This is a genomic window from Methanohalobium sp., from assembly GCF_046546175.1.
Taxonomy (GTDB): Archaea; Halobacteriota; Methanosarcinia; order Methanosarcinales; family Methanosarcinaceae; genus Methanohalobium.
Window position 1 is genome coordinate 1 of sequence record NZ_JBKGYF010000034.1, and the last position, 17,172, is coordinate 17,172.

19 protein-coding genes are annotated in these 17,172 nt (G+C 37.5%); 10 read left to right on the plus strand and 9 right to left on the minus strand.

Features of this window, described 5'->3' with window-relative positions; all coding sequences use genetic code 11:
* The coding region (locus ACLFMM_RS05270) for a zinc ribbon domain-containing protein (RefSeq protein WP_410807667.1) at positions 1-353 on the plus strand (353 nt) is incomplete at its 5' end.
* 151 nt (positions 354-504) lie between these two features.
* On the opposite strand, the gene ACLFMM_RS05275 is transcribed toward ACLFMM_RS05270, so the two are convergent.
* The 4 genes from ACLFMM_RS05275 to artA form a co-directional block, all read right to left on the minus strand.
* Complete coding sequence (locus tag ACLFMM_RS05275; RefSeq protein ID WP_410807668.1) at positions 505-2,673, minus strand: FAD-dependent oxidoreductase; 2,169 nt, start codon at positions 2,671-2,673, stop codon at positions 505-507.
* A 243-nt stretch (positions 2,674-2,916) separates the two neighbouring features.
* Positions 2,917-3,600 (minus strand): archaetidylserine synthase, encoded by a 684-nt coding sequence (locus ACLFMM_RS05280; protein ID WP_410807669.1) that lies wholly within the window; start codon positions 3,598-3,600, stop codon positions 2,917-2,919.
* On the minus strand, positions 3,578-4,243 hold the full coding sequence (locus ACLFMM_RS05285) for a phosphatidylserine decarboxylase (protein ID WP_410807670.1): 666 nt from the start codon (positions 4,241-4,243) through the stop codon (positions 3,578-3,580). The genes ACLFMM_RS05280 and ACLFMM_RS05285 overlap by 23 nt, the downstream gene beginning before the upstream one ends.
* Entirely contained in the window at positions 4,244-5,077 is an 834-nt protein-coding gene (gene artA, locus ACLFMM_RS05290) for an archaeosortase A (RefSeq protein WP_410807671.1), read from the minus strand.
* A gap of 198 nt (positions 5,078-5,275) precedes the next feature.
* Between artA and ACLFMM_RS05295 the strand changes: the two genes are divergently transcribed.
* The 4 genes from ACLFMM_RS05295 to priL all read left to right on the plus strand — a co-directional run bounded on the left by ACLFMM_RS05295 (position 5,276) and on the right by priL (position 7,944).
* Positions 5,276-5,692 (plus strand): NUDIX domain-containing protein, encoded by a 417-nt coding sequence (locus tag ACLFMM_RS05295; RefSeq protein ID WP_410807672.1) that lies wholly within the window; start codon positions 5,276-5,278, stop codon positions 5,690-5,692.
* Positions 5,670-5,981 (plus strand): transcription factor S, encoded by a 312-nt coding sequence (locus ACLFMM_RS05300; protein ID WP_410807673.1) that lies wholly within the window; start codon positions 5,670-5,672, stop codon positions 5,979-5,981. The genes ACLFMM_RS05295 and ACLFMM_RS05300 overlap by 23 nt, the downstream gene beginning before the upstream one ends.
* A 145-nt stretch (positions 5,982-6,126) precedes the next feature.
* On the plus strand, positions 6,127-6,864 hold the full coding sequence (locus ACLFMM_RS05305) for a DNA polymerase sliding clamp (protein WP_410807674.1): 738 nt from the start codon (positions 6,127-6,129) through the stop codon (positions 6,862-6,864).
* Positions 6,865-6,879: 15 nt separating this feature from the next.
* Positions 6,880-7,944 carry a DNA primase regulatory subunit PriL gene (gene priL, locus ACLFMM_RS05310; protein WP_410807675.1) on the plus strand — a complete coding sequence of 355 codons (1,065 nt, stop codon included), beginning with the start codon at positions 6,880-6,882 and terminating at the stop codon, positions 7,942-7,944.
* On the opposite strand, the gene ACLFMM_RS05315 is transcribed toward priL, so the two are convergent.
* The gene (locus tag ACLFMM_RS05315) at positions 7,941-9,263 is read right to left on the minus strand and encodes a cobyrinate a,c-diamide synthase (protein ID WP_410807676.1); all 1,323 of its coding nucleotides are present in this window, start codon (positions 9,261-9,263) and stop codon (positions 7,941-7,943) included. The genes priL and ACLFMM_RS05315 overlap by 4 nt on opposite strands.
* Before the next feature lie 82 nt (positions 9,264-9,345).
* Between ACLFMM_RS05315 and moaA the strand changes: the two genes are divergently transcribed.
* Both moaA and ACLFMM_RS05325 read left to right on the plus strand, forming a co-directional pair.
* Positions 9,346-10,287, plus strand: a complete 942-nt coding sequence (moaA, locus tag ACLFMM_RS05320) for a GTP 3',8-cyclase MoaA (protein WP_410807677.1) — start codon at positions 9,346-9,348, stop codon at positions 10,285-10,287.
* 27 nt (positions 10,288-10,314) lie between these two features.
* Positions 10,315-10,464, plus strand: a complete 150-nt coding sequence (locus tag ACLFMM_RS05325; RefSeq protein WP_410807678.1) for a hypothetical protein — start codon at positions 10,315-10,317, stop codon at positions 10,462-10,464.
* A gap of 2 nt (positions 10,465-10,466) precedes the next feature.
* On the opposite strand, the gene surE is transcribed toward ACLFMM_RS05325, so the two are convergent.
* Positions 10,467-11,255 carry a 5'/3'-nucleotidase SurE gene (surE, locus tag ACLFMM_RS05330; protein WP_410807679.1) on the minus strand — a complete coding sequence of 263 codons (789 nt, stop codon included), beginning with the start codon at positions 11,253-11,255 and terminating at the stop codon, positions 10,467-10,469.
* A 125-nt stretch (positions 11,256-11,380) separates the two neighbouring features.
* Here surE and ACLFMM_RS05335 point away from each other — a divergent pair, with 125 nt between their 5' ends.
* Positions 11,381-12,226 (plus strand): hypothetical protein, encoded by an 846-nt coding sequence (locus ACLFMM_RS05335; protein WP_410807680.1) that lies wholly within the window; start codon positions 11,381-11,383, stop codon positions 12,224-12,226.
* A 450-nt stretch (positions 12,227-12,676) separates the two neighbouring features.
* The gene (locus ACLFMM_RS05340) at positions 12,677-13,186 is read left to right on the plus strand and encodes an FkbM family methyltransferase (RefSeq protein ID WP_410807681.1); all 510 of its coding nucleotides are present in this window, start codon (positions 12,677-12,679) and stop codon (positions 13,184-13,186) included.
* A gap of 27 nt (positions 13,187-13,213) precedes the next feature.
* Here ACLFMM_RS05340 and ACLFMM_RS05345 read toward each other — a convergent pair whose 3' ends face one another.
* Positions 13,214-14,002: a redoxin domain-containing protein gene (locus ACLFMM_RS05345; RefSeq protein ID WP_410807682.1), complete on the minus strand. Its 789-nt coding sequence runs from the start codon at positions 14,000-14,002 to the stop codon at positions 13,214-13,216.
* A gap of 296 nt (positions 14,003-14,298) precedes the next feature.
* Here ACLFMM_RS05345 and ACLFMM_RS05350 point away from each other — a divergent pair, with 296 nt between their 5' ends.
* Positions 14,299-15,522, plus strand: coding sequence for a peptidase U32 family protein (locus ACLFMM_RS05350; protein WP_410807683.1), 1,224 nt, complete (start codon positions 14,299-14,301; stop codon positions 15,520-15,522).
* Here ACLFMM_RS05350 and ACLFMM_RS05355 read toward each other — a convergent pair.
* Positions 15,515-16,609 (minus strand): cytochrome c biogenesis protein, encoded by a 1,095-nt coding sequence (locus ACLFMM_RS05355; RefSeq protein WP_410807684.1) that lies wholly within the window; start codon positions 16,607-16,609, stop codon positions 15,515-15,517. The genes ACLFMM_RS05350 and ACLFMM_RS05355 overlap by 8 nt on opposite strands.
* Positions 16,587-17,042, minus strand: a complete 456-nt coding sequence (locus ACLFMM_RS05360) for a hypothetical protein (protein ID WP_410807685.1) — start codon at positions 17,040-17,042, stop codon at positions 16,587-16,589. The genes ACLFMM_RS05355 and ACLFMM_RS05360 overlap by 23 nt, the downstream gene beginning before the upstream one ends.
* Positions 17,043-17,172 lie beyond the last annotated feature (130 nt).

The following is a 17,172-nucleotide window of genomic DNA, read 5'->3' on the forward strand; positions in this document are numbered from 1 at the left end:
ATAAACTGATTCAGCATGTAATCTATAAAGCTGCTGAAAGAGGTAAAATTGTAGACAAGGTCAATCCTAATTATACCTCTCAGGTCTGTTCTCATTGTGGAAGAATTAAGAAAGAAAAACTGAAATTGAATGAGAGAACGTTCCACTGCAGTAATTGTGGATTAGAGATAGACAGAGACCTTAACGCTGCTGTAAACATCCTGACAAAATCATCGTATTATAACCCAACTATACATACCGTGGGGCTCGCGGGAATGAACGGCTGTGGAGATGGTACCTCTACGACTGGCCGCGGTATCAGTTCGCAAGTACCGTCCATGAACCAGCAAATGCTCAACCTCGTCAAAGGTTGAGGCTCTCAAGGTTCAAGAGAACCCCACGACTCAGTCGTGGGAGAGCAGTCAGTATAGGAAATAATACAATACATACAAAATTGTATATAAGAAAGGAATAGAATCCAGGTCAGAGCAAATAACAAATTTGAACGATTCTGTAAATTTGAAATCAAATGTTTCTAGCTACCTCATTTGCACTGGTAATAGCATCCCATACCCTTTGAGGTTCTTTGGCATCTCCTAGTAAATATATTTCATTAGCTGCATTTTCTTTTAACAAATCATAATAAAGAGTATCATCAGGGAGTCCACCGACTGCAAAAATAACATAATCAGTATTAATGACCAATTCTTCGATGTTATCAGAGTCGAGAGATTTCTCAAATGGATTATTGACATTTTCAGGAACCAATGCCTTCCATGGTGTATACGGGTTATTTCTGTCTTTATTTGCTTTTATATAGGTCTTACCTTTTTCAAATTTAACGACCTCTGATGCGTTATAAACTTTAATGGGTTCTCTTAAAACATCTTTATTTTTACCGGATGGAGAACCTTTTCCCATCATCATCCATAACATCTGAGACCTGTTTGCCAAAACTGCATCAGGTAGTATGTCTTTATTTTTTCCAACTATAGTCACTCTAACTCCCTTCTCATAGGCAAGGGAATATGCAACTTCACAACCAACGGTTCCTCCACCAACAACTAAAACATTTTCAACGTTATCGGGTAGTTCCATATCCTGATTTAAAAAATCTCTAACTTCTTTATAACTGATCTGCTCGAGACCATCTATTGTAGGTATATTTGCTTTTAATCCGTTACAGCAGAGGATAACATCGTATCTGTTCTTTACATCGTCCAATTTTATTTTTGTATTAAATTCAGTTTTTAGGCCTTCTTTCTTCAACAAATCAATTTGATATTGTAGATTAACCAGATATCTCCTTATATCGTGTTTGATAACCATTTTTTTGGCAGTATATAACTGGCCACCTATATTACTACTTTTTTCAAAAAGAGTTACATCATGACCTCTTTTATGGGCTGTCATTGCTGCTTCACAACCAGCTGGACCTGCTCCTATTACCGCTATTTTTTTTGGAATATCTGTTTTAACCAGTTTTTTTCTATCTTCAAAACCTGTGTATGGATTTACAGAACAGCAAGGATGACCACCCATTTTAAACGATCCTATGCAACCTTCATGGTCTCCTATACAGTGGGTTATTTCTTTAATTCTGCCATCTTTTACTTTCTTAGGCCAATATGGGTCAGCCAGAAGTGGACGTCCCAACATTATAAAATCTGCCCATCCCTTATCTAAAACTTCTACAGCCTTTTCAGGTTTCCCGATCTTTCCAACAGCTACTACTTTAGCACCAATCCCTTCTTTCCTGAAAAATTCTTTTAACCTACCTGCAATATCCTTTACATAAATAATGTCATCAAAATAAGAAGGAGGATGAGGCCAGAACCAATTTTCATAACAGCCTTTGTCTACATCGAAAGCATCTACTCCAGCTTCGTATAGAACTTTACAAAATTCTAACCCATCATTAAGCTTCCTCTCTTTACCTTCGAACATTTCTCTAAAAATTTCAGTGTCATAGGTTTCTTCTAATGCCTGAGTTAAATCAATCCTGTATAATACCGGAAAATCTTCACCACACCGTTTTTTGATTTCTCTTATAACATCAATTCCAAACTGGTGCTTATTTTTGTATCTGCCAAATTTTCTCCTATTCCACGGGTCAGAGGTTAATTGGTCCATCAGGTATCCTTCATGACCATGGATCTGCACTCCATCAAATCCAGATACTTTCGCGTTGACTGCACATTGGCCAAAACTCTTAACTATTTTTTTGATTTTACGATCGGATAATGGAAAATGAGGGATTTGTGGTACATAGAAGTTCCTATTCAAGGAAGAGGATTTTAGTAGTTTTTTATTTAATGCCGGTTCTGGAGAACCAACTCTACCAAGACCTGCTGTCAATTGTAAAAATATTTTTGACCCATAAGGTTTTACACCGGCAGTAAGGTCTCTCCAACCAGATAGACGGGTTCTGGATGAACCGTCAATACGAGGAAAATAGGTAGTACCGTTGTCTTCAGAAACAGTGGGGTCGATACCATAAGATACAGGCACTAAACCGGTGATTAATAGACCTGTCCCACCTTTTGCTCTTTCGATAAAATAATCAATCATTTTATCTTGTGGACGACCATTAGAGTCAGCCATATTAATGTTACCTATTGGAGCCATGATGATTTTATTCTTCAATTTACACTTTCCAATAGAATCAGGTTCAAAAATTTTTTCAAAATACATCTATTAATCACCATCATCCAAACTATAATGTCCAAATTTTTTGATTTTTCTTTTATTTATATTTTGATTTATCAAAACAATAGGTCTTATCAACTTCACACGATCTATTTGTCAGCTACTAAAAGTTGAGCTAAAGACTCAGCGGTTTTGAGAGTAGTTTTCCTTGAAAGTATTACTCTTAAAATCAAAGATTTAAAAATATTTGCAAATTTTCAATTTACCGATTTTCTATTCCTGCTTAAATTATCTATCATAATACTGTCTGGGTATCTTCATGATAGGCGATTCTAGGTACAATAGCATCAGAAGTATCAAAATAGTTGAAAAAATATGTGTGTATTCAATATTTATAAAATAGGAACCTATTGTCAGGCCAAAAAATACAGCTCCAAATGTAAGTGTTTTTATTCCTCTGAGTTTTGGATAGGGATAACTGCTTATCATAAGGAATGACAAAATCAATGTCAACAGGATTATAGCAGATGTAAATATGTATTCCTGATAAATTAATAAATACGATGCCAGTACAACACCTGATGCTGTGATAGGTAACCCTTCGAAATCCACTATATTTTTTATTCTGGTATTAAATCGTGCAAGCCTTAGTATTCCACATATAAAATATACAAATACCACACCCATTATCATGTATGGAAATTCCGAGCCGTGGATGGTATAAATAACTACTGCAGGAGCAGCACCAAACGAGGTTCCATCTGCCAGTGAATCCAGATGTTCACCGAGTTCACTGCTTCCTGTATATCGCGCCAGAAACCCGTCCAGGCCATCAGCAAAAGCTGCAGAAAGTATAAGAACAGCCGCAAGATGATGGCTACCATTAACTACAGCAAATATGGCTGAAATTCCGAACAATGAATTGGATATTGAGATCAAATCTGGAATTTTAATTGTCTGGAATATATTCATCTGGTTCCTCGTTTGTGGCTGTTTTAGTATGGTTTGTATTTATCTTTGCTATTGTCGTTTCGCCTGCAGATACTTTATCTTTGATGCTGCAAACTATATCAAAATTTTCTGGCACACTTACATCAACCCTTGAGCCAAGACATATCATACCAATTCTTTGACCCTGTGATACACTTTCACCCTTGTTAACATATGAAATGATCCTACGTGCTATCATTCCTGCAATCTGGGTCACTTTTACATCACCATGATCTGTTTTTATTGTTATTTCATGGCGCTCATTTTTCTCGGATTCCTTGCAAAATGCAGGCATGAAACTCCCCTTCGTGTATCTGGTTGCGACAATTTTACCTTCTATTGGTGCACGGTTTACATGTACATCCTGGATGTTCATGAATATGCAGATTGTGCGGTTGTGAATATCAATTACTTTTCCGTCTGCAGGGGACACCATACATTTTTTACATTTTTTTGAAAACCTGGATGGGTCTCTGAAAAACCATATTAAAAATATAGTTGCTGCAACCCCTGTGTAGAATAGGTATTGTACATAATAAATGTTTGACAAATAGGCCACTGTACCTATTAACACAGTAACCAGGGCAAACGGTAGAATCCTTGATTTTGACCCTTTTGCAAGCATTTATTGATTTCCTGTGATTTTATCCATAATAGTTTGTGCCTGGTTATTGATTATTTGCCATAATCCTTCTATTAAATCCATAAGTTCTGGTAGAATCCGAAGCACAATAAAAGCAATTATCAATAATACTATTCCTGCACCAGTTTTTGCTATAATGTGATGAGCAATATCAAAACTGTTGGGACCAAACCACTGCTGTGTATAGGCGATTACAACAAAAACATTCCGCAGTAGATTTAATCCGTATATCACAGGAACTGACACCATAAATGCAGTTAGTAATTTTTTGAGGGGGGCTGTGGCAGCAACGATCAATCCGGTAAACAATGCAATACTCTCTATTGCAGTACATGCAAGTATTATCTTTACAGTATAACCGTTAAAATTTATGAGGTTCCATGAATCCATTTGAGCGGGATATCCCAGCAATCCTAGTATCCATACCACTTGCTGTGTAACTGTGGCGATCAGCCATTCATTTAATGTGGGAATCTGGGCAAAAGGGAAATAGAAAAGTGACCCAAGAGCTGTTGCAATTGTGGCCATGGATGTCACATCAGTGTAATCTGATATTCTGGATTTTGCACTGAAGAACGTTTTGTATTCTTTCATCATTGTATAGGACAGGAGTATACAAAAAAGACCTATTCCAAATGTTAATACCATATTGAAATAGTCGTTAATTTGAATATAGTGCAATGGCTGTAAAAACCAGTGAATAGAGAACAGTAACCAGGATATACTGCCAGTGAATTTATGTATCCTGTATCTGCTTTGGATGATTGAAGATACAACCATCAATAAAACCGCAATCCAGAGTATGTTTTCGATCATTATCAGGCACCTATAACAGGTATTTACTATAATATACAATCTGTATGATATTAATTTTTACCGTAGAATATAAAAAGTATTTAATATATATAGGAGTGATATATCAAACCTATTCTGATAATTATCAGATTGAACACTTGATAGAAATTACACTACAAATAGATTTTCATATTTTCAAGTTTTCAGGACTTTGTTAAAATGGTATCAGAAACACCCAAAATAACTGTTGATGCCGTGACCATCTTAAATGGAAAGGTTGTATTGATTAGGAGAAAGAACCCACCTTATCAGGGGATGTTCGCACTTCCAGGTGGTTTTGTAGAAATCGGTGAAACAACCGAAAATGCGGTATTGCGTGAATTAAATGAAGAAACAGGACTATCTGCAGAAATAGTTAAATTACTTGGTGTGTATTCTGACCCGAACCGGGACCCCCGTGGGCACACTATATCGGTGTGTTATCTTCTAATCGGACACGGGATTCCGACAGCTGATACCGATGCTAAAGAAATAGGAATTTTTGATATTACAGATATACCAGAATTGGCTTTTGATCATAACAAAATAATAAACCAATCTAGAGAGGATATATATGGAGTTCTGTCCAAAATGTAAAAGTTTAATGTTCCCGGTTGGCAATTCAATGAAATGCAGAAAATGCGGTCATGTTAAAGGCGGTGAAAGTAGAGAATCGTTTGTTTCAAGGACTGAAAGAGAAAACCGCGAGGTAACAGTACTTGAAGGAACTGTAGATCAAGGACTGCCCACAACAGAGGCAAAATGTCAGGAATGCGGTCACACAGTTGCATACTGGTGGTTGCGGCAGTTGAGGTCAGCAGATGAATCTGAGACCAGGTTTTTTAAATGTGTTAAATGCGGTGCAACCTGGAGAGAATACGATTAATTTTTATAACCCTTTTTAAAGTATAACATTACGATGTAAGATTACTGTCATAACACATGACAGGTCAGAGAAAAATAAGGAAATTTATATATCAGATGGTTTATAAAGAATTTGTAGTTTAAAATTATCTTGATGGAGATCCAAAATGTTCAGGGCAACGATAGATGCATATCTTCTAAGAGATTCGGTAGAATTATTGTCAGTACTTGTGGATGAGATAAGGCTTAAAACATCGTCCGATGGAATATCCGTAAAGGCGGTAGATCCGGCAAATGTAGCAATGGTAACCTTCAATCTAGATTCCAATGCTTTTGACGATTTTGAGGCCGATGATGGTGAAATTGGATTGGATCTTACTAAAATCAGTGATATTCTTGGCGTGGCAGATAAAAACGACAAAGTATTCATGGAATTGAATGAAAATTCACAGAATATGTCAATAAATATAGGCTCGTTTTCCTATACACTATCTTTGCTGGACCCATCAACCATTCGCTCTGAACCAAAGATTCCGCAACTTGAGTTGCCTGCCGAAATTATACTAAATGGAAGCGATTTGCGAAGAGCTGTAAAAGCTGCTGAAAAAATTAGTGACCATATGCTTCTTGGAGTTAATGATGATGCTTTCTATATGGAAGCAGAAGGAGATACTGATAAGGTACGTCTGGATTTGCCACGCGACCAGTTAATAGACCTTAAGGCAGATAATGTACGTTCATTGTTTTCACTGGATTATCTGTCAGATATAGTCAAACCCGCATCCAAATCAAATGAGGTTGTTCTTGAAATCGGTCAGGATTTCCCGATAAAGATTAACTTTGAAGTTGCAAACGGAACCGGAAAAGTAGGCTATCTTCTGGCTCCGAGAATCGAATCCGAATAAATGTATGTAATATATATGGACAGCAAATCCCTTGCTTTCTATCCATTTGTTACTGAAGCTTTCAGTTATGTGGAAAATCTTGGATTTTCACTTGACAGATTGTTGAATTCACGTGCACTGGATTCAGCACGTTTTCGGGGAAAAGAACGTATAATCCAGTCGCTTGATGAAAGTGAAATACAAAAACCTGGATTAACTGGTTCAGAAGAAGAGAAAATCCTTCTGGAATTACTGTCCTATCCTTTTTCCAGGATACTGGTGTCCTGTGTTAATGATTCGTATCTTATTAGACGTTATGCTCTTGCAGAAGCAGAATCCGCGTCCAAGCTCCTTAAATCAGAAAATAACGAATTTCTGATAGAGATGGCAGCGGATTTTAATGTATCTATAAATCCTCTTGATTCTCATTTTGCAATGCACTTTACTGATTATATAAAACTTGCAAATACCATGAAGGATTTGAAATGGAAACTTGTAAACCGAAGACTTAAACAGGGATACGTTCATATAACCCGTGAGGAAGTAGCCCGCCTGTTGCAGGAAGCTATCAGAGACCGGATACAGAGCACTCTTCCACTGGATGTAACCACTGACGTTTGCAGTACCTGTGAACCATATCTTAATGAGATAAAAGAAACACTTCAAAACCTCAAGAGTGATGTCAATATCGATGATATGGGAGGAGTGGATACTGAATCGTTTCCACCGTGTATATCAACTGCAATTTCAGGTGTTAGTACAGGTGACAATCTTGGACATTCCATGAGATTTGCATTGACTTCATTTTTATTGAATGTTGGAATGACTGTGGATGAAATAGTGGACCTTTTCAATGTTTCTCCTGATTTTGATGAAGAGAAGACACGTTATCAGATAGAGCATATAGCTGGTTCATCAGGAACTTCCTATACTCCTCCTTCCTGCCAGACGATGAAAACCTATGGTAACTGTTATGGAGGAGATGAATTCTGCAAAAAGATTAACCATCCTCTGAATTATTATCGCAAAAAATTATACAGGAAAGTGAAAATGGAGAAGGAAAAGGAGAATCAGGGAAAACAGGATCAAACCAGAAATTAACGTTTACTGTATTCTCTGCATTTCTCCACGAAATTATCTACAGGAAATGTTGCAGGATGAGCATGCATGTAACTGGCTATTGAGTTATATTCTGCAAGACCGTCTTTACCGTCTTCTATACCTTTTCCACGTATCATTTCGTATTCCAGTTTGGCGTCTCTGGAACATTCGGTTGTTGAATAGTGGAATTCATGCCCAAGTAGGGTACCTTTAATAAAATCACCACTTGCTTTAGCCTTTGTATGTCCGAGTGCTATGAGTCGGTCTGTTTTCCGGGTTTTTGCAGGAAAAACATCAGCCATTTTGTATTCAACATCATCAATCTCGTAAGAACTGCACAGATACTGCATACCTCCACATTCCCCATATATCGGCATCCCATCTGAAGCAAGGTTTTTCAGTTCATGTGTTGTTCTTGATTTTTCAAGCTCTTCTATGTAGAGTTCAGGGTATCCACCACCCAGATAGATACCATCCACATCCGGAAGTTCACCCTGTATAGGACTGAAAAATTTGATTTCAGCACCGTACTGTCTTAAGGAATCAAACATATCCTGATAATAGAAACAGAATGCACTGTCCATTCCCACACCGATGGTAACATCTGGTTCAACACTGGAAACAGATTTGACACTGGATACAGGTTTTGCAGGTTCTCTTGCAAGTGACACCACGGCATCAAGGTCGATGTTTTCCTCGATGAATTCCGCAAGTTCGTCCAGATTGTGGTCCTTTTCAGATGCCATGTGGAGCCCGAGATGTCGCGACGGAACAGATACATCCTTGTTTTTAGGTAACGCACCAACAACTGGAATTTCAGGAGGAAGAGCATCTTTTATCATCTGTGCATGACGCTGACTCCCCACTTTATTCAAAACCACTCCTGCAACATTAACATCTTTATCGTACTCAGAATATCCTTTAAGGATGGCTCCGACACTTCTTGACATTCCGTGAACATTTACAACAAGTATCACAGGAGCACCAATGACCTTGGCAACATGTGCAGAACTGGATATTTCAGTAGAATCCACACCATCATACAGACCCATGACACCTTCAATTACTGAAATATCGGCATCATTTGAGGAATGTTCAATGCTCCTGCGAATGTATTCCTCGTCCATCATGTAGGTGTCAAGGTTTCTTGAAGGTCTCCTGCAGATGGCTGTATGATGGGTCGGGTCTATGTAATCAGGACCCACTTTATAGGGCTGAACCCTTAGATTTCGCTTTGAAAGGGCAGCCATTATCCCCATTGAAACAGTGGTTTTACCTACTCCACTGTGGGTTCCAGCAATAAGTACGGATTTTGTCATGTCAGTTGATTGAGTTGATTTTATATATAACTATTACCATTCACTGGTTTTTAATATTATAAATTCAATCCTTGTTTAAAATATGGAAAACACTATGTTTTCACGTTCGCAGTGTAATAATCAGGAAGTTCTTGTAGACAGTTTTGGACGCAGGGTTACCAGTTTAAGGATATCAATTACCAACCGCTGCAATCTAAACTGTATCTACTGTCATCATGAAGGAGATACCAGCAGCAAAAACGAGATGTCTGTGGATACCATTTCAAGAATAGTTCATACTGCAGCCGGTTACGGTGTCAACAAAGTAAAATTCTCGGGTGGAGAGCCACTCATGAGGAACGATTTTGAGGAAATACTGCAGTCTCTTCCCAGACTTAAAGAGGTTTCTGCCACCACAAACGGTGTATTTCTAAAAAACCGTGCCCATGATTTGAAGGCTGCAGGTCTTGACCGGGTAAACATCAGTCTTGATTCACTTGACCCTGAAAGATATCGATGTATTACAAACGGAAAACAGGGTACCTTTGAGAATGTTCTTGACGGGATAGATGCATCAGTTGATGCTGGGCTGACACCTGTAAAACTCAATACGATACTTCTAAAAGGCATCAATGATACAAACATTGATGAAATGCTGGAATTTATACGTGGCTACAACAGTGATGTAATCCTGCAGCTGATTGAACTAATGGATTTTGAATTTGGAGAGTATCCCAAGTACCGGGTGGATACTCAGGCTATTGAAAAAGAACTTGAAAGCCGTGCAGATGAGATAAAAGTTCGCAGTATGCACAGAAGGAAAAAATACATAATTGATTCTGCAGAAGTTGAACTGGTGAGACCTATAGATAATACAGAGTTCTGTGCCAACTGCAACAGATTACGGGTTACGGCAGACGGCAAACTCAAACCCTGTCTGCTGGTGAATGACAATCTTGTTGATGTGTCAGGTGCATCTGAAGAAAAGATGGATGAATTATTGAAACTTGCAGTCAGCCGCAGAGTTCCCTATTACAGAAAATAAATGATAAATGATAAATGGAGGTATTAAATGGATGTAGAAGTAACAGTTGACGGAGAAGAAGTTCCACTTAATGAATTCGTGGAAGAAATCATCGGAAATATGGTAAGCAGTGGAGTTGAGTCTTTAAAAGGTGTGGATAAGGACTGGAAGAATATATCAATAAATATCGAAAAATAATTTTAGATTAAATGTTCAATTTCTGAAAAATCAATAGGTGATGTCGAGTCCAGTGATATAGGTGTTACAGATATATGCCCATTATGTACAACCGCATGTACATCTGACCCTTCCTTATCATCGTTGACATGGTCACCTGCTATCCAGTAATAGGCTCTGCCGCGTGGGTCATGACGCTCCTCTATTGACATCGTGAAAAATTTGCGGGCTAGCCGTGTAATTTCAATCTCTGTATCGTTTTCTGCCATATGCGGTATGTTTACGTTCAACAAATCCACATTATCAGGTAAACCATGTTTGATTACCTTTTTTGATATCCTGTTGACGATGTTTTTACCCACCTCAAAATCATGCTGGTAATCCCTGAGGTCATCGAATTTTAATCCTTCATCAGTAACCTGTATTGATGCTGCAATTGCCGGTATATCGTAACTTGCACCCTCCAGTGCAGCACCAATGGTACCAGAGGTTGTAACAGTGTCTGTGCTGATATTTTCACCTATATTAAAACCTGAAAGTAGAAGGTCTGGTTTTTCGTCCATAATCTTGAATATACCAAGGAGTACTGAATCGGTTGGAGTACCTCCAATAGAGTAGGCTTTGGCGCCATCGATATTGGCTTTTGTTATCCTTAGAGGTTCAAAAAGCGATATTGATCGTCCTACACCACTTTGCTGAATCGCAGGTGCTGCAATAGTAACATCACCAAGTTCCTTTATGCTGTTGTATGCAGCACTGATACCTGCTGAATATACACCATCATCATTGGTAAGAAGTATTCTTTTAGACATTGTTAACCTACATTGTTGACTAATATTTTATACTTAATGGATGTTAAGAGGAAAAATTTAAATCTCTTTCTAATTTGCAATATTAATGTAGGGTGTTATTTTAAGATAATCGAGCAGGGCTATCTATGGACAACGAAATTGAATCTGTACTCAATGAGAAGATGTCACTTATAAGCAACATCCCGATTATTCAGGGTTACTACCTTGTTATCGGTGGAGGTAAAATAGGAAGCAATTTCGTGGATTATGCCAGAACAAATGGGTTTCCTTTTGTGCTAATACTGGATATCAATCGAGCTGCTCCCGCAGCAAAAAAGGCAGTGGAAATTCAGGATAAACAGAAACTGGTAAATATACTGAAAAACCCCGATTATCGAACAAATGGGAACATCTATTTTTATAATGCAGGTCTTGAGATAGTACCTTTTATACTATCCTACGGAATACCTGAGTTTATAATCCCTGCTGTTCCATATCATGCAGCAGCTAAATTGGTTTCGTATTATGCAAATTCTCAAAACCAAAATCTGATAAAAGAAATTTCAATAGTATCTGATAATTCAGATGGTATGAAGTTTTTTGAACAATTGGAATCAGAATTTCCTAAGGATATAGTTGCTGGAAAATATCCTGAACATGGAATAATCATGCTGTCCTATGCAAGGAAAGGTGAAATATGTCCGGACAACTGCATGAGTCCAGAAGGATATTGTCCCAATTTCAACCGTGTAAAATTAAAAACTATAACCCAGCATGTAAAAGATTTAACAGATACGAAAACAGGTTGGGTTTTTGAAAGCTATCAGATGAAACAGGGTATCGGTGGTTTAAAGGGAGAGGATTTTAAGATAATAACTCTGGACATCATGGGTTATGTAAAAAAAGTCTGCGAAGGAAGAAGGAATGAAACGTTTTTTATTGCCACTACCTGCAACTGTCATGGAGTTGTTAATCTGTTTAGTTTACGATAAACGGGGTGCTGGGGTAGATAAAGCCCATGAATTTGGAGCGAAACAATCTAGAATAATCATATTGGTTACCTGGTAGGTTTTAGGTAGGATAGATTATTAGTAATCAGTAATTTCCGGACATGCTGTTTACTTTTGGGATAGCAGTCAGTCTAAATTAGCACTTATTTGGTACAGTTGCAGTGCACCATTATAACTAAATATTTAAGGGTAAGTATAGTTTATTTAGATGAACATTTTATAATTACAGTAGTTTAAAAGTACTGGAACTGGAACGGAACCATGCTGGACATAAAATACTTAGTCAAAGATTTGATCAGGACAAGGAAGATTCAAAATTTTATAAACAAGAGGTTAAAAGATGAATCCATCCTCTTTCTACCGAAAAACAATATTAAATATATATGTACAAATGACGCAGTTTTTGAAAACAGTCCACTGTTGTACACCCTTATGCAGGTAGAAAGCGACTACATATTTGATGATCTAAATCCTGATGATATAGTTCTGGATATCGGTGCAGGTATCGGTGCATTTTCTCTTAAAGTTCACCGGAAAGTAAACCATGTATATGCAGTTGAACCTTTATGGACAAATGAACTGCTTAAAAACTGTGGATTATCGAATGCTAATAATGTAACTGTTTTACCCTATGCATTGAGCAAAGAAGCTTTATCTGTGGAATATGAAGACAGAAAAGCAAATGTTGAAGGTAAAACCCTTTCAGAATTTAAAAAACTCTGTGGTGGGCATGTAGATTTTTTGAAGATGGATTGTGAAGGAGGAGAGTGGAATATAAAACCATATGAACTTGAAGGAATCAGAAGAATTGAGGCTGAAATCCACAGTTTTAATGGTGAAAATTTGAATGATTTTGTGGAAATGCTGGAATCATGTGGTTTTATTGTCAAAAAGAAGAAAAACGCCTGTAATAATATGTTGATTCATGCATGGAAAATGTGAATCAATACCGAGATTAAATATTTTCTATCATTCACCGCATTTTGTATTATCTTTTTTTTCTGAATCCTCTTTAAAGCACATATACCAGTCAGAACAGTATGAATCTTCTTCATCAATTCTCTTTTTTGCAAGTTCATATGTTTGAGGTGGTGGTATAAGCAGGTCATCACCTAGATTCCATCCTTCTGGAGTTTGTACTCCTTCATTATCGGTTTTTTGCATGGCTATAATTAGTCTTTTTATTTCTTCCAGATTTCTTCCATTAGATAACGGGTAATATATAACGGCTCTGATTATTGCGTGTGGGTCTATTACAAAAACAGCTCTAACCGTATGGGTACTGAAAGAATCCTTTGAACTGCTTTTTCCGGTAGTTCGTAGTTGCTCGATAACCTGTTCCTGGCTCCACCTGGCTTTAGGATGGATCATCCCATATTTTTGAGCTACGACCATATTGAGGTCATCTATAATTGGAAAATTGATGTCTACGTTTTCGATGCCTTTGTATTTAACCTTATCTTTTATGGATTTGAGCCATGAGATATGAGAATAGATGCTATCAATTGAGAGCCCAAGCAATTCAGTATTCAATTTTTTAAATTCTTCCTGCATCTGTGCAAATTTTATAAATTCAGTTGTGCATACAGGTGTAAAATCACCGGGATGGCTGAAAAATATAACCCATTTACCTTTATAATCCTTCGGAAAGTTTATTTCTCCAACAGTGGAATTTGCCATGAATGGAGGTGCGTTATCACCGATCAATGGCATATAAGTGGATTCATGGGTATCATCAGTATCGATATACTCTTTCATTATAATTCTCCAATTGCGTTTATGTATTAACCCTATAACTTGATGAATTATTAATAATAAGGATGACCTTAATTGTAGCTTTTATCCCCTATTAAATTAATATAATGACTTTTATCAATGTATATTTTTCGATAGCAAATATTCATTTATAAAGGGATAAGTATTTATAGACAAAGTTAAAATAGTCTATTATAAGAGCGGGTTAAATCTAATTTTTTACTATACCCCCCACTCCTCAACCCGCTCTATAATGGTTCTAACAAATAATTATTATATTGCGATGCAAACTGGATATCATGAATACTATTTCCAGACAATGTCCTGAGCTTGTAATGGGAGTCAAGAATAAGGCAACTCTAAAAGCTTGCAAAGATAATGCCGATGCTGTATATTTTTCACTTGATAGGTTCAGTTTAAGAGCAAGAGCGACAGACATAACAACTGAAAATCTAAAACCTTTTGTAAGTCAGGCGAAAAATTATAGGTTAAAGTGTTATCTGGCTATTAATTCTGTAGTTTATCCAGAAGATTTGCAGGAACTGGATGAGGTTCTGGACAAAGTATCTGGTGTAGATATAGATGCTGTAATTGCATGGGATCCGGCAGTCATCAAAAAAGCAGCAGATAGGGGTATGAGGGTACATATATCCACACAAGCAAATGTTTCCAACTGGGAATCTGCAGAAATCTACAAATCACTAGGTGCAAGTCGTGTGATACTATCACGTGAACTGACACTGGAGCAGATTAAACAAATCAGGAAAAACACCGATATGGAACTTGAAGTTTTTGTACATGGTGCCATGTGTCAAGCGATATCAGGTCGATGTTATCTGTCGTCTTACCTTGTTGGAAAATCAGCCAATTGTGGAGAATGTTCCCAACCATGCCGCTGGCAGTGGACACTTCATGGTGAAAATGGTGAACAGATAGACCTTGAAGGTAAATATCTGTTGAGTACAAAAGACCTGTGCATGATAGAATACATACCAGAACTTGTAGATTCAGGTGTGGATGCCTTCAAGGTGGAAGGTAGATTGAGGAATACCAGTTACATAAATACGGTATCAAAGTGTTACCAGGAAGCACTGAACAGTTACCTAAATGCCACCTATACAGACCAGAAAGTCCAATTTTGGAAAGAAAATTTAGGACAGGAATATAATCGGGGATTTTCAACAGGTTTCTATTTTGGAACGCCTGGTACTGAAGGTTTAACCCCTGAATCTGATATGAATATATCATCTATTAAGAGGGAAGCTGTTGGGATAATTACAAATTATTTCCCGAAACAAAATGCTGCCAGTGTGGATTTGCAGGAACAGGGGTTAGATGTAGGTGATGACATCATTATTGAAGGGGCTACCACCTATATTGAACAAAAAGTAGAATCCCTTGTCAAAAACTGTGAATCACTTTCTACTGTTGAAAAAGGTCAGCTTGTGGGTATAAGTGTCAAGGACAAGGTCCGCAAAAATGATAGGGTTTATAAATTTGAAAAAAATGATCCTATCAAATAATATTAAAATTCAGCAGCAAAGCCAGAGCAATTAATACTATTCCGGTAACCAGTCGTATCTCTGAACGTCTTTTTTCCCTGAATTCTGTCACAGTATCTGGATTCAGACCAAAGGCTAGCAAGCCGCCGAGTATAAACACCGGCAGTACCACTCCGAAATTATAAACAGCAAGATACAAAGTTCCTTCAATAATTTCACTTCTTGCTATCAGCATATCTAGTATGGACAAATAGACTGCACCAACACAGGGCGCCTTGATAAGTGAAAATAATCCTCCTGCAAGAAGTGAGAGTATCAGTATGTTTTTGCCTTTTATATTGCCCATGAACGATATCAATGATTTTGGGGTTTTGAATGTGGATTTATCACGGGTTTTCATATAATAGGCATCATAGATGTGCCATATCCCAAGACCTCCTATCAGTGTTACCATGAACAGGGTTACTGTACCTGTTATTTCTGGCATGGAATTGATTGTTCTCAAAATTCCCAGTCCTACAATTGTATAGGTTGCAAATATACCAGTACAAAATCCTACTACAATAATCAGCATATCATTGCGGTTTCCTTCAGATGAAAGCGTGACAGATGCCATGAAAGCCATTACTGCAAGTAAACAGGGGTTAAATCCTGCAAGTATACCGGCAACGAGAACCATTAGCGGTGAAATTTTTAAAGGAGTTCTGTTAATTGTTGACTCATTTTTGTCATCCGAATCCTGTATCGGTGGAGCATCCTTGATTGATTCAACCAGTAGATTCTCGAACAAAGTTAAATTGCCTTTATAATCCTGATATGTTATAGTGGTGCTTTTATTGATGACAAGTGTAGGTACTGTATACACACCGTACCCTTTCATCCTGCTGTAGTGTGTTGTAATCTCGTAACTGGAATAATTGATGTTTTCAGAATCTTTCACAACTTTATCTATTACAGGTGCAATCTTCTGACATTTGGAACATCCGTCTTCATAGAAATATTCTACCTGTGTGTCTTCCTGAGCTGATACGGTAGGAACTACCAAAAGTAAAGTGGTCAAGATGAGGAATACAATCAATGATGTTTTAATGACAGCTTGTCGTAGCACAGGTCCTCTTATCATAATTTCGCTCTGAAACTGTTTTTGTGGATACTTCCAGAAGTTCACCGGTATTTGCCGATACATATCCTTCTACAACATAGAGGTCATCCACACCGGAACATGCACAGGTTCTCTCCATTGTTTCAACCTTCCAGAAATTTGTCTCATTCTGGTTAGGCGTGCCGTTCAGATTGTAGACCGTTCCTGGTTCCAGTGAGGCTGTAACCACTCTCCAATCAGGGTTATTAAAATTTTCACTCAGGTAATCTGAGGCACTGGTATTGTTAATCACTATACCTATGGCTTGGGATGCATTGACTCTTAGATTCAATTCAAAATCATCGCCTTCCGGCTCGTTATTAAGAAAAGCTCCACTTACAGCTATAAGTCCCACGATGATTATAATAGCAATAACAGCAATTATGTTGATAGATTTCATACCCGCACTCCTAAATTTACATAAAATGATGTAAACTTAGGAGTGCGGATTACAGATAGTAAATAACCTTGCAGGACAAATTAATGGTACTATTGAATTGGAGAGAAATAAGGGTGCAGAATTTATTACC

Bases quoted from the DNA above. Each gene is read 5' to 3' on its own strand.
- ACLFMM_RS05275 (WP_410807668.1), bottom strand. From the start codon at position 2,673: ATGTATTTTGAAAAAATTTTTGAACCTGATTCTATTGGAAAGTGTAAA.
- ACLFMM_RS05280 (WP_410807669.1), bottom strand. From the start codon at position 3,600: ATGAATATATTCCAGACAATTAAAATTCCAGATTTGATCTCAATATCC.
- ACLFMM_RS05285 (WP_410807670.1), bottom strand. From the start codon at position 4,243: ATGCTTGCAAAAGGGTCAAAATCAAGGATTCTACCGTTTGCCCTGGTT.
- artA (WP_410807671.1), bottom strand. From the start codon at position 5,077: ATGATCGAAAACATACTCTGGATTGCGGTTTTATTGATGGTTGTATCT.
- ACLFMM_RS05295 (WP_410807672.1), top strand. From the start codon at position 5,276: ATGGTATCAGAAACACCCAAAATAACTGTTGATGCCGTGACCATCTTA.
- ACLFMM_RS05300 (WP_410807673.1), top strand. From the start codon at position 5,670: ATGGAGTTCTGTCCAAAATGTAAAAGTTTAATGTTCCCGGTTGGCAAT.
- ACLFMM_RS05305 (WP_410807674.1), top strand. From the start codon at position 6,127: ATGTTCAGGGCAACGATAGATGCATATCTTCTAAGAGATTCGGTAGAA.
- priL (WP_410807675.1), top strand. From the start codon at position 6,880: ATGGACAGCAAATCCCTTGCTTTCTATCCATTTGTTACTGAAGCTTTC.
- ACLFMM_RS05315 (WP_410807676.1), bottom strand. From the start codon at position 9,263: ATGACAAAATCCGTACTTATTGCTGGAACCCACAGTGGAGTAGGTAAA.
- moaA (WP_410807677.1), top strand. From the start codon at position 9,346: ATGGAAAACACTATGTTTTCACGTTCGCAGTGTAATAATCAGGAAGTT.
- ACLFMM_RS05325 (WP_410807678.1), top strand. From the start codon at position 10,315: ATGGATGTAGAAGTAACAGTTGACGGAGAAGAAGTTCCACTTAATGAA.
- surE (WP_410807679.1), bottom strand. From the start codon at position 11,255: ATGTCTAAAAGAATACTTCTTACCAATGATGATGGTGTATATTCAGCA.
- ACLFMM_RS05335 (WP_410807680.1), top strand. From the start codon at position 11,381: ATGGACAACGAAATTGAATCTGTACTCAATGAGAAGATGTCACTTATA.
- ACLFMM_RS05340 (WP_410807681.1), top strand. From the start codon at position 12,677: ATGCAGGTAGAAAGCGACTACATATTTGATGATCTAAATCCTGATGAT.
- ACLFMM_RS05345 (WP_410807682.1), bottom strand. From the start codon at position 14,002: ATGAAAGAGTATATCGATACTGATGATACCCATGAATCCACTTATATG.
- ACLFMM_RS05350 (WP_410807683.1), top strand. From the start codon at position 14,299: ATGAATACTATTTCCAGACAATGTCCTGAGCTTGTAATGGGAGTCAAG.
- ACLFMM_RS05360 (WP_410807685.1), bottom strand. From the start codon at position 17,042: ATGAAATCTATCAACATAATTGCTGTTATTGCTATTATAATCATCGTG.